Consider the following 12,258-nt stretch of genomic DNA (forward strand, 5'->3'; position numbering starts at 1 on the left):
GTATCAATTGGTATCTAAATGAAAAAATAAATGGAAGTAAGGTGATAGCTAAGTGGATATTATACAAATGAACTATTTCATTAATATAGTCGAATGTGGTTGCAATCTTTCGATTGCAGCAAAGAAAATCCATATTAGTCAGTCAGCCTTAAGTCAATTTGTAACAAATTTTGAAGCAGCTGAGGGAATCCAATTATTCAATCGAAAGAATGGTAGATTGGAAAGTTTGACTGAGGCAGGACGAAAGATTTATCGTTTTGCCACAGAAATTGTTAATCGTCACGAAGAGATGCTTTCAATGATTCATATTGAATCACAAAAGCAGAGAGGGACTATTAATCTTGGTATTCCTTCTTTGATATTAAGAACGTTCTTCTCAAACACTCTACCGCATTTTTTGAGAAATAACCCTCACATCTATATTCAAGTTATAGAGGGTGGAGGGAAAGAAATTCACCAAAAAATGAGTGACGGTGATTTAAACCTAGCATTTTTAATTGAGCCAACGAACTTAGATGCACAAAAATTTGAACAACATATTATTCATTTAGACGAGTATGTTGCTTATATGGATAAACATCATCCATTAGCACAGAAAGAAGCGCTAGATTGGTCTGATCTTGCTGATTATGATTTAGCAATCTTTAATAAAACATTTACGACTTATGATTTGGTGGTTGAGAAACTTCGTTCACAACGCATAAATACTAAATTTGCTTATTTATCATCTACTTGGGACTTTTTAATTGAGTCTACTTATCAAACAGATTTGATTACAATTTTACCAAAATCTGTTGAAACTCTTGTAGATAGTAGTCGCTTCCAAACTGTTCGATTTAATGACCCGATTCCTTTTAATGTTTGGTTCTGTAGACCGTACAAGGATTCCTACAACGAGGTCGAATCCTATGTGTATGAAGAATTGTTAAAAGGGTATTATCAACCCTTGTCTGAGAATTAGCTTGGGGTGAAGAGTAATGGTCTACAATGATAACCTTGCTAAAAGGTATAATGCAGAGATAAGCAGTCTAATTGCAAGCTATTTTGAGTATAGAACAGATAAAAATCAATTTCCAAGAGAATTGTTCGATAAGTTTATTGAATCTTTTGATATATTTTCATCCATCGTAAGGGATGAAAATTCGATTTTAAGCGAAGAATTCATGACTTTTATTCGTTTAATCTCAAAAGAATTTGCTGCTTTTTCGACAGTTTTATTAACCCAGGCTTGCTATGGGATTTATCCTATTATTCGATACGGTAGTCCCAAACAAAAAAGTCTATATCTTGAAAAATTAATTAAAGGAGAGATATTGGCTGGTCTAGGTTTTTCTGAGGGGTATCTTGGCGAAAATCTAGAATTAGTGAATACAACTGCGACTAAAACAAGTAATGGATGGCGTCTTTCAGGTAAGAAATCGATTGTTTCAAATTGCCGTTTTACGGATATACTTTTTATATTTGCCAAAGTAGAAAATGATGAAAAGAAACAGTCGTTTGGATTTTTTATCGTAGACACTAAGGACCCAGGTGTTTACTTTGGAGAAGATATCCCTAAACAAGGACTAAAAGGTTTACCAATCAGTTCAGTTACTTTTGATAATATTGAATTATCAGAGGATAGTTTATTAGGGATGACTTTAGCTGGTCAAGAACAGTTAAATGACTTTGTTCGAAAGCTTCAATTAGGTTTAAGCGCAGTTTCTATTGGAATTTCCGAAGGAGCTTTTGAAAAAGGTTTATCTTTTCTAAAGGTGAAACGTGGTTTTGGTAAGAGGTTGATTGATGCGACGATTTATCAACATCAATTTGCTGATTTATATACAAAACTATGTGCAGCAGAAGCGTATTTCAATTCATATAAAAATCAAATGTTAGATGATTCTTTGTATGTTTCACAGATTAAATTATTTACTACAAAAGTAGCTATTGAAATTTCTGAAGAGATTATCAGATTAATAGGTCCGCTACAAGCACAGGATAAAAGCCCGATTGATCGTTATTTAAAAGATGCTAAAACTATTGAAAGTTACGGGAAATCTGGAGACTCAATTCGAAAAAGAATAGCACACCAGTGGCTAAAGGAGTAATAAAATGACAGAACTCAAGTTGCAAGAGTATCAATTTCACGATATGAAATTGACATGGCTACGAGGAGCTGATAAATTAACTGATGCAGGGACATTATTTGGTCCTGTTCCAAAAGTTGTGTGGTCTCGATACTATCCAACAAATGAAGACAATATGATGTCTGAGTTGACAGATCCGATCTTGATTCAATACAAAGGGAAGAATTACCTGATGGATGCGAGTTTCGATACGGCAAAATTGTCTGAGAAACAAAGACGCAATCTAGGAATTTTATCTGAAAGTAAAATCGAAGAGAGTTTAGAGCTTTTAGGCTTGTCTCCAGAGAAGATTGATTATGTATTGATGACACATATGCACCATGACCATTCAGGTGGTTTAACACGCGTTAATTCTGAGGGCAATCTTGTTTCTAAGTTTCCAAATGCAAAGATTATTGTCAATGATATAGAATGGTACGAGATGAGAAATCCTAATAATCGTACTCGCGGAACTTACCTCAAAGAGAATTGGGAACCGATTCAAGATCAAGTTACAACCTTCTCAGATTCGATTGATATCATTCCAGAAATTCAAATGATTCATACAAGCGGACATAGTAATGGTCACTGTATTATTTTACTTAAACAAGGTGAAGATACAATGATTCACATGGGTGATTTGATGTTAACACACGCTCATCGAAATCCACTGTGGGTTCCGGCTGTAGATGATTATCCAATGAAGTCTATTTCAGCAAAAGAAAAATGGCTTAAGCAAGCCTTTGAAAATGGTTATAAATTCTTCTTCTATCATGATCAATTTTTTGCAGTTGCAGAATTTGATAAAGAAGGTAAAGAATTTGTGAACTATGTTTTGCGCTCACGTCCACCAGTGATTCCATTTACAGAACAGCAAGATCGTAGACCAGATTTTTTATAATTATTGCGTATAAGGAGACAAATGACTAAATTCTCTTGTTTGATAGATACAGGAAAATAGCCTGTTGAATTTCAAACAAAACTGAACCGAAAATAAAGGAGTAAACATATGTCTATTACTAAACTTTTGCAAATTAAATACCCTATTTTCCAAGGAGCTATGGCTCAAATTTCTCACTATCAACTTGCTGCTGCTGTTTCAGAAGCTGGAGGACTAGGAATTATTGCCTCTGGTGGTATGACAGGAGAACAACTTCGCGAAGAAATTCGTGAATTGAGAAAATTAACTGACAAACCTTTTGGTGTTAACATCATGTTAATGATGAAAAATATCAAGGATATTGTAACAGTTATTATCGAAGAAAAAGTTCCAGTTGTTACTACTGGTGCAGGAACTCCAAAACATATTATGCCATATTTGAAAGAAGCTGGTGTTAAAGTGATTCCTGTAGTTGCTAGTGTAAAACATGCTCAAAAAATGCAAGAACTCGGGGTTGATGCAGTTGTTGCTGAAGGTTCAGAAGCAGGAGGACACATTGGTGACACTAACACTATGGCTTTGATTCCTCAAATTGTAGATGCTGTTGATATTCCTGTCATCGCTGCGGGTGGTATTGCTGACGGTCGTGGATTGGCTGCTGCCTTTACACTTGGAGCTCAAGGTGTACAAATGGGTACTATCTTCTTGGCTTCAAACGAATGTCCAATTGCTGACGCTTATAAAGAAGCTGTCCTTGCAGCAAATGATACAGCAACTGCTGTTACTGGACGTATCGCAGGAGCTCCTGTTCGTTGTATTCGCAATGAAATGACAGACCACTACATCGAATTAGAACAAAAAGGTACAAACCGTGAAGAGCTTGAGGAAATTACTATCGGTTCACTTTCTAAAGCTGTTTACGAAGGTGATACTGTACACGGTTCAATGATGAGTGGACAAATTGCAGGTATGGTAAAAGAAATTAAACCATGTAAAGAAATCATCGAAACAATCGTGGCAGAAGCACAAGAACGTCTTAAACACGTTGAAATTTCAGTAGGCGAATAATCTATCCAACAGAGTAGATTCTTAAGGCAAATATAAAAGTATATCTATAGGAGGGCGATTTAATCGCCCTCTTTTGTTCTTTAAAAACCTTTACAAAACACTTGTCTAATACCCTTGTAAACTTCCTTAAGTTCGCTTTTTGCCTATATTTATGGTATAATAATGCGCAAGAGGTTTGTAATGAAAAAAAATGAAATGAATCCCTTATTTGTTTACTTATTTGTTGGGATTTCCTTTATAATCATGACCGTATTGGTTGTTTTTCTTCAAAATAATCTAGTCACAATAGTATGTTTACTTTTCTTAATGGTAGCATTTCTTTTGCTATTTTATTTTCAGAAGAAATCTTATCAGAAAACTGAAATTGAACAAATCCAGTACGTAAATCATCAAGCGGAAGATAGTTTAAGTTCGCTCTTAGAACAAATGCCGGTGGGAGTTGTCAAACTAAACATGGAAAATAGCGAGATTGAGTGGTTCAATCCCTATGCAGAGTTAATGCTGACAACGGAAGATGGAGAAATTGACCATTCTCAAGTTCAAGAAATTATAAAAACAGCCATATCTTCGCCTGGAATTTATGCCAATGTGGGAGAAAAGCGTTATGCAGTGCATCTAGATAGAAATTCTGGTGTACTCTACTTTTTTGATGTTTCTGGAGAGTACGAAGCCACAGTGGAATTGGTGACGAGTCGTCCTGTTATTGGTGTTATTTCGGTAGATAATTATGATGATTTAGAGAATGAAACATCTGAATCTGATATCAGCCATATTAATAGTTTTGTTGCGAATTTTGTTGCAGAATTTACTGGAAAACATCAAATGTTCTCTCGTAGAGTGGCCATGGATCGTTTCTACTTGTTTACTGATTATACGGTTTTAGAACAATTGATGCAGGATAAATTTTCTGTAATTGATACTTTTCGTGAAGAAGCCAAACAGAGAGATTTACCATTGACTATGAGTATGGGCTTATCATACGGTGATGGAGATCATGAGGGCATTGGTAAAGTTGCTTTATCAAATCTCAATCTTGCAGAAGTTCGTGGTGGAGACCAAGTTGTTGTCAAAGAAAATGATGAAACGAAGAATCCAATTTATTTTGGTGGTGGCTCTGCAGCTTCCATCAAGCGGACAAGAACACGTACTAGAGCGATGATGACGGCAATCTCTGAGAAATTGAAGAGTGTCGATTGTGTATTCGTTGTTGGTCATAAAAACTTAGACATGGATGCTTTGGGTTCTGCGGTTGGGATGCAATTGTTCTCTAGCAACGTCTTGGATGATAGTTATGTAGTCTACGACTCTGAGCAAATGTCTCCTGACATTCATCGAGCCATTCAATTTTTAGAGAATGAGGGAGTAACAAAACTCATCCCTCTAACTCAAGCTATGGAAATGGTCACTAATCGTTCCTTGCTAGTGATGGTGGACCACTCTAAGACCGCTTTAACCTTGTCAAAAGAGTTTTATGATTTATTCACGCAAACGATTGTTATCGACCACCATAGACGAGATCAGGATTTCCCGGAAAATGCTGTTATCACCTATATCGAGAGTGGAGCAAGTAGCGCAAGCGAACTTGTAACAGAGTTGATTCAATTCCAAAACTCTAAGAAAGCACGCCTAAGTCGTATTCAAGCTAGTGTTCTCATGGGTGGTATAATGCTAGATACCAAGAATTTCACCTCTCGTGTGACCAGTCGAACATTTGACGTAGCTAGCTATCTAAGAACACGTGGAAGTGATAGTGTTGTAATTCAGGAACTTGCGGCGACTGACTTTGAAGAGTATCGATTGGTGAATGAACTCATCTTACAAGGACAGGCTGTACAACCTTCTATTCTTGTCGCTCAGGCCAAGGATACTAAGGAATATGATACTGTAGTGATTAGTAAAGCAGCCGATACGATGCTGGCCATGTCAGGTATTGAAGCTAGTTTTGTCATTGCAAAAAACCGCCAAGGGGATATTTCCATTTCTGCACGAAGTCGTAGTAAGATTAATGTGCAACGGATTATGGAAGAATTGGGTGGCGGAGGCCACTTCAACCTGGCAGCTGCTCGACTTACAGATATGAGTCTGCAAGAAGCAGGTGATAAATTGAAAACCATTATTTCTAATGAACTTAGTGAAAAGGAGACAGAGGAATGAAAGTAATCTTTTTAGCAGATGTAAAAGGAAAAGGAAAAAAAGGCGAAATCAAGGAAGTGCCAACAGGTTATGCGCAAAACTTTTTGATTAAGAAAAACCTTGCTAAAGAAGCGACTTCTCAAGCAATTGGCGAGTTGCGTGGTAAGCAAAAATCTGAAGAAAAAGCACATGCTCAACTTCTTGCAGAAGCACAAGAAATTAAGGCAAAACTTGAAGCTGAAGAAACAATTGTTGAGTTTGTTGAAAAAGTTGGTCCAGATGGAAGAACTTTTGGTTCAATTACTAGCAAGAAAATTGCGGAAGAGCTTCAAAAACAATTTGGAATTAAAATTGATAAACGCCATATTCAAGTCCAATCTCCAATTCGTGCGGTTGGCTTGATTGATGTTCCTGTAAAAATTTATCAGGATGTAACTGGCGTCATCAATCTTCGTGTAAAAGAAGGCTAATCTAGATTTGAGTAATTATGTTGTAAAAGGAAGGGAAATCTGATGGCAGAAGTAGAGGAACTACGAGTTCAGCCCCAGGATATCTTGGCAGAACAATCTGTATTGGGAGCTATATTTATCGATGAGAGTAAACTCGTGTTTGTTCGAGAATATATAGACTCTCGAGACTTCTTTAAGTATGCTCACCGTTTGATTTTTCAGGCCATGGTTGACTTGTCAGATCGTGGCGAAGCCATTGATGCAACGACTGTTCGCACGATCTTAGATGATCAAGGTGATTTGCAAAATATTGGTGGGTTGTCCTACCTTGTTGAGATTATCAACTCTGTACCAACCTCTGCAAACGCTGAATACTATGCAAAGATTGTAGCAGAGAAGGCTATGCTTCGTCGCCTGATTGCTAAGTTGACAGAATCTGTCAATCAAGCTTATGAAGCGTCTAGTCCTGTGGATGAAATTATTGCTCAGGCAGAAAAGGGCTTGATTGATGTTAGCGAAAATGCCAATCGTAGTGGGTTTAGAAATATTCGTGATATCCTAAACCTAAACTTTGGAAATTTGGAAACTCGCTCACAACAAACATCTGATATTACAGGAATTGCTACTGGTTATCAAGATTTGGATCATATGACTACAGGTTTACACGAGGAAGAGTTGATTATTATAGCAGCTCGTCCTGCTGTTGGTAAGACGGCTTTTGCTTTAAATATTGCTCAAAACATTGGAACTAAGCTAGACAAGACTGTTGCAATTTTCTCTCTCGAGATGGGTGCAGAGAGTCTGGTCGACCGTATGTTGGCTGCCGAAGGGCTAGTAGAGTCTCACTCTATTCGTACTGGACAACTTACTGAAGAAGAATGGCGCAAATATACGATTGCTCAGGGGAATCTTGCTAAAGCAAGCATCTATATTGACGATACACCTGGAATCCGAATTACAGAGATTCGATCACGCGCCAGAAAATTGGCTCAGGAAACAGGCAATCTTGGATTGATCTTGATTGACTACCTGCAGCTAATTACAGGGACTGGTCGTGAAAATCGTCAACAAGAGGTTTCAGAGATATCACGTCAGTTGAAAATTCTGGCCAAGGAATTGAAGGTTCCCGTTATCGCGCTAAGTCAGTTGTCACGTAGTGTTGAACAACGTCAAGATAAAAGACCGGTGCTATCAGATATTCGTGAGTCGGGATCTATCGAGCAGGATGCGGATATCGTAGCCTTTCTTTATCGTGATGACTATTACGAGCGTGGTGGGGAAGAAGAGGAAGGTCTTCCTAATAACAAGGTAGAAGTGATTATCGAGAAAAACCGTAGCGGTGCACGTGGAACGGTAGAATTGATTTTCCAAAAAGAGTATAACAAGTTTTCAAGCATTTCGAAGAGAGAGGAACAAAGATGACAGATGCATTTACAGATGTAGCCAAGATGAAAAAAATCAAAGAGGAAATCAAGGCACATGAAGGACAAGTCGTGGAAATGACCTTAGAAAATGGTCGTAAACGCCAAAAGAATCGCTTAGGAAGACTCATTGAAGTTTATCCATCGCTCTTTATCGTTGAATTTGGAAATGTTGAAGGGGACAAACAGGCCAATGTCTATGTTGAATCCTTCACCTATTCAGATATTTTAACGGAAAAGAATTTGATTCACTATTTGGATTAAGGTTGAAAGTGAGAGTATTCTCACTTTTTTCTTTTTCTTTCGAATGATATAAATGAGGTTAACCTCAAAAATTTATCTATTCGAAGGAGAATGAATGACATATAGTAAAAAGGGAACTTTTCTAAAGAGAACGACGGTGGGTACAGCATCATTATTGCTAGCAGGTGCTTTTTTGTTTGGTGGAGGAACTGTTCATGCCAATCAGGTAAACAATGGCTCAAAGGCACGTGGAGATGATTATCCCTATTATTATAAAAATGGGAATCAAAATATTGATAAATGGCGCCTATACTCAAGACAGTGCACATCTTTTGCAGCTTTTCGATTAAGTAGTGTTAATGGATTTGAACTACCAGCTGCTTATGGGCATGCGAAAGAATGGGGCTATCGAGCTCAAAAGAAGGATATCGTGTAGATCAGAGACCAGCGATTGGGGCTATTGCTTGGAGCACGAGGGGAACGCATGGTCATGTAGCTTGGGTTTCTAACGTGATTGGAGACATGATTGAAATCGAGGAGTACAATTACGACTATACAGAAACGTATCATCGTAGGACAGTAAAAGCAAGTTCTATGACTGGATTCATTCATTTTAAAGATGTAGGGAATGCTAGTGTAGGAAATTATCAATCTGTACTAGCCTCTAGTGGAACACATTATTTTACAGAAAAAGCAGCTATTATGAATCAGCCATCATTGACATCTACTATCATCGACTACTACGAACCTGGAATGAGTGTTCATTATGATCAAACTCTTGAAAAGGATGGTTATAGATGGATTAGTTATATGTCACGAAGTGGGAATAGACGTTATATCCCGTTAATTAAAACGGCAACCTCTAAGAATGGATGGGAAAAACAGGGGACAATCTGGTACTACTATGAAAATGACAAAGTGGCTCTTGGTTGGAAAAAAATAGACGGAAGTTGGTACTATTTCCAAACAAGTGGTGCCATGAGAACAGGATGGCTAAAAGACGGATCTAAGTGGTACTACTTGAAATCATCTGGAGAAATGCAGACGGGATGGTTAAAGGATAAGGGCATTTGGTATTACCTCGAAAGCTCAGGTGCTATGAAGTCTAGTCAGTGGTTCCAGGTTTCAGGGAAATATTATTACGTAAACGTATCTGGAGAATTGGCAGTAGATACGACAATAGATGGTTTCCAAGTCGACAGTAACGGTGCGCGAGTAGAAAAATCAACTCAATAAGCCTTCTCCTATAATCTAACTCTTAGCAATGGTATTTTTCCCTGCTTTCCTTTATAATGGGTGTATGGACAAGAAAAAATTATTACTAATTGACGGTTCTTCAGTTGCTTTCAGAGCATTCTTTGCGCTTTATCAGCAACTGGATCGTTTTAAAAATGACAATGGACTTCATACCAATGCAATCTACGGTTTTCACCTGATGCTAAATCATCTGTTGGAGCGTATTCAACCGAGTCATATCTTGGTTGCTTTTGATGCGGGGAAGACGACTTTCCGTACAGAGATGTATGCAGATTATAAGGGTGGTCGTGCCAAGACTCCGGATGAGTTTCGGGAGCAATTTCCTTTTATCCGTGAGTTGCTAGACCATCTGGGGATTCGCCATTATGAGTTGGCCCAGTATGAAGCAGATGATATCATTGGTACCCTGGGTCGCTTGGCTGAAAAGGAATCTTTTGATGTAACTATCGTCAGTGGAGACAAGGATTTAATTCAGTTGACGGATGAGCATACGGTGGTTGAGATTTCCAAGAAAGGTGTAGCTGAGTTTGAGGCATTTACACCGGATTATCTCATGGAAAAGATGGGCATCACACCAACTCAATTTATCGATCTTAAGGCTCTCATGGGAGATAAGTCGGATAATATCCCTGGCGTAACTAAGATTGGTGAAAAGACAGGTATTAAGCTTTTGCTTGAACATGGCTCACTTGAAGGGATTTATGAAAATATCGATAGTATGAAGGCTTCTAAGATGAAGGAAAATCTTGTCAATGACAAGGAACAAGCCTTCCTATCTAAAACACTAGCAACTATCGATACGAAAGCACCGATTGAGATTGGACTGGATGATTTGGTTTATAGCGGTCCAGATGTGGAAAACCTTGGTAAATTCTACGATGAGATGGGCTTCAAACAACTGAAACAGGCCTTGAATGCTTCTCAGACCAATCAAACTGAAGCATTGAACTTTACTATGGTTGATAAAGTGAGCGAAGATATGCTTAGCGCCGACTCCATTTTTCACTTTGAGCTCTTTGGGGAAAACTACCATACAGATGAATTGATTGGTTTTGCATGGTCATGTGGGGATCAGCTCTACGCTACAGATAAGTTGGAACTGCTGCAGAATCCGATTTTTAAAGATTTTCTAGAAAAAACACCTCTAAAAGTGTATGATTTTAAGAAAGCAAAAGTTCTCTTAAATCGTTTTAGTTTGACTTTGCAGGCCCCTGCTTTTGACAGTCGTTTAGCCAAATATCTTCTATCGACAGTAGAGAACAATGAAATTTCAACCATTGCTAGTCTTTATGGCCAAACTTACCTAGTCGATGATGAAACCTTCTACGGTAAAGGTGTCAAAAAAGCTATCCCAGAGCGAGAGAAATTCTTGGAACACTTGGCTCGTAAGGTTGCTGTATTGGTTGAGACGGAGCCTGTCTTACTTGAGAAATTAAGTGAAAACGGGCAACTAGACCTCCTCTATGACATGGAGCAACCTCTGGCCTTTGTCCTTGCTAAGATGGAAATCGCTGGGATTAAGGTTAAAAAAGAAACCTTAATGGAGATGCAAGCTGAAAATGAGCGGGTCATTGAAAAACTGACGCAAGAAATTTATGAGCTGGCTGGTGAAGAGTTTAATATCAATTCACCCAAGCAATTAGGAGAACTACTCTTTGAAAAGTTAGGTCTTCCTCTAGAATATACTAAGAAAACCAAGACAGGTTACTCAACAGCAGTAGACGTCTTGGAGCGTTTAGCCCCAATTGCACCAATTGTCAAGAAAATTCTTGATTACCGTCAGATTGCTAAGATTCAATCCACTTATGTGATTGGTTTACAGGACTGGATTTTAGCTGATGGCAAGATTCACACGCGCTATGTACAAGATTTGACTCAGACAGGGCGTCTGTCTAGTGTGGATCCAAACTTGCAAAATATTCCTGTTCGTTTGGAGCAAGGGCGACTTATCCGTAAGGCTTTCGTGCCAGAATGGGAGGATAGTGTCCTTCTCAGCTCGGACTACTCACAGATTGAGTTGCGAGTTTTAGCCCATATCTCTAAAGATGAGCACTTAATCAAGGCCTTTCAAGAGGGGGCTGACATCCATACCTCAACAGCTATGCGGGTCTTTGGAATTGAACGTCCTGAGGATGTAACTCCAAATGACCGTCGCAATGCCAAGGCTGTTAACTTTGGAGTGGTCTACGGAATTTCAGATTTTGGTTTATCGAATAATCTGGGCATCAGCCGTAAAGAGGCTAAGGCTTACATTGATACCTACTTTGAACGCTTCCCAGGAATCAAAAACTACATGGATGAAGTAGTACGTGAGGCACGTGATAAGGGTTATGTAGAGACCCTCTTCAAACGTCGCCGTGAGTTGCCAGATATCAATTCACGTAACTTTAACATTCGTGGTTTTGCAGAACGTACAGCGATCAATTCACCTATCCAAGGATCGGCTGCAGATATTCTCAAAATCGCTATGATTCAGCTGGATAAAGCCTTAGTTGCAGGTGGTTATCAGACCAAGATGCTGTTACAAGTACACGATGAAATTGTTCTTGAAGTGCCTAAGTCAGAATTAGCTGCTATCAAAAAACTCGTCAAACAAACCATGGAAGAAGCAATTCAACTGAGTGTTCCATTGATTGCTGATGAGAATGAAGGCGTGACTTGGTATGAAGCCAAGTAAAAAATGAATTAGCAGACAAAAA

9 protein-coding genes and 1 pseudogene are annotated in these 12,258 nt (G+C 38.4%); all 10 read left to right on the top strand.

Annotated features, from left to right (window positions below; genetic code table 11):
• Window positions 1-52: 52 nt before the first annotated feature.
• The 10 genes and pseudogenes from GOM46_RS00215 to polA all read left to right on the top strand — a co-directional run bounded on the left by GOM46_RS00215 (window position 53) and on the right by polA (window position 12,236).
• A complete protein-coding gene (locus tag GOM46_RS00215; protein ID WP_235083611.1) occupies window positions 53-961 on the top strand; it encodes a LysR family transcriptional regulator in 909 nt (302 codons plus the stop codon).
• Between the two features lie 16 nt (window positions 962-977).
• On the top strand, window positions 978-2,090 hold the full coding sequence (locus GOM46_RS00220) for an acyl-CoA dehydrogenase (protein ID WP_235083612.1): 1,113 nt from the start codon (window positions 978-980) through the stop codon (window positions 2,088-2,090).
• Between the two features lie 4 nt (window positions 2,091-2,094).
• Window positions 2,095-3,009, top strand: coding sequence for an MBL fold metallo-hydrolase (locus GOM46_RS00225; protein ID WP_235083613.1), 915 nt, complete (start codon window positions 2,095-2,097; stop codon window positions 3,007-3,009).
• Window positions 3,010-3,117: 108 nt separating this feature from the next.
• Window positions 3,118-4,056 carry a DUF561 domain-containing protein gene (locus GOM46_RS00230; RefSeq protein ID WP_006150534.1) on the top strand — a complete coding sequence of 313 codons (939 nt, stop codon included), beginning with the start codon at window positions 3,118-3,120 and terminating at the stop codon, window positions 4,054-4,056.
• Window positions 4,057-4,236: 180 nt separating this feature from the next.
• A complete protein-coding gene (locus tag GOM46_RS00235) occupies window positions 4,237-6,210 on the top strand; it encodes a DHH family phosphoesterase (RefSeq protein ID WP_235083614.1) in 1,974 nt (657 codons plus the stop codon).
• Window positions 6,207-6,659, top strand: a complete 453-nt coding sequence (rplI, locus tag GOM46_RS00240; RefSeq protein WP_016466507.1) for a 50S ribosomal protein L9 — start codon at window positions 6,207-6,209, stop codon at window positions 6,657-6,659. The genes GOM46_RS00235 and rplI overlap by 4 nt, the downstream gene beginning before the upstream one ends.
• Before the next feature lie 42 nt (window positions 6,660-6,701).
• Window positions 6,702-8,060, top strand: coding sequence for a replicative DNA helicase (gene dnaB, locus GOM46_RS00245; protein WP_235083615.1), 1,359 nt, complete (start codon window positions 6,702-6,704; stop codon window positions 8,058-8,060).
• Window positions 8,057-8,323, top strand: coding sequence for a Veg family protein (locus GOM46_RS00250; protein ID WP_006154753.1), 267 nt, complete (start codon window positions 8,057-8,059; stop codon window positions 8,321-8,323). The genes dnaB and GOM46_RS00250 overlap by 4 nt, the downstream gene beginning before the upstream one ends.
• A gap of 94 nt (window positions 8,324-8,417) precedes the next feature.
• A pseudogene (locus tag GOM46_RS00255) lies at window positions 8,418-9,538 on the top strand (SH3 domain-containing protein).
• A 64-nt stretch (window positions 9,539-9,602) separates the two neighbouring features.
• Window positions 9,603-12,236, top strand: a complete 2,634-nt coding sequence (gene polA, locus GOM46_RS00260) for a DNA polymerase I (RefSeq protein WP_235083616.1) — start codon at window positions 9,603-9,605, stop codon at window positions 12,234-12,236.
• The last annotated feature ends 22 nt before the right edge of the window (window positions 12,237-12,258 follow it).

Source organism: Streptococcus infantis, from assembly GCF_021497965.1.
GTDB lineage: Bacteria > Bacillota > Bacilli > Lactobacillales > Streptococcaceae > Streptococcus > Streptococcus infantis_B.

What these genes read in the sequence shown, in the direction of transcription:
- GOM46_RS00220 (WP_235083612.1), top strand. Translation starts at nt 978, where the DNA reads ATGGTCTACAATGATAACCTTGCTAAAAGGTATAATGCAGAGATAAGC.
- GOM46_RS00225 (WP_235083613.1), top strand. Translation starts at nt 2,095, where the DNA reads ATGACAGAACTCAAGTTGCAAGAGTATCAATTTCACGATATGAAATTG.
- GOM46_RS00230 (WP_006150534.1), top strand. Translation starts at nt 3,118, where the DNA reads ATGTCTATTACTAAACTTTTGCAAATTAAATACCCTATTTTCCAAGGA.
- GOM46_RS00235 (WP_235083614.1), top strand. Translation starts at nt 4,237, where the DNA reads ATGAAAAAAAATGAAATGAATCCCTTATTTGTTTACTTATTTGTTGGG.
- rplI (WP_016466507.1), top strand. Translation starts at nt 6,207, where the DNA reads ATGAAAGTAATCTTTTTAGCAGATGTAAAAGGAAAAGGAAAAAAAGGC.
- dnaB (WP_235083615.1), top strand. Translation starts at nt 6,702, where the DNA reads ATGGCAGAAGTAGAGGAACTACGAGTTCAGCCCCAGGATATCTTGGCA.
- GOM46_RS00250 (WP_006154753.1), top strand. Translation starts at nt 8,057, where the DNA reads ATGACAGATGCATTTACAGATGTAGCCAAGATGAAAAAAATCAAAGAG.
- polA (WP_235083616.1), top strand. Translation starts at nt 9,603, where the DNA reads ATGGACAAGAAAAAATTATTACTAATTGACGGTTCTTCAGTTGCTTTC.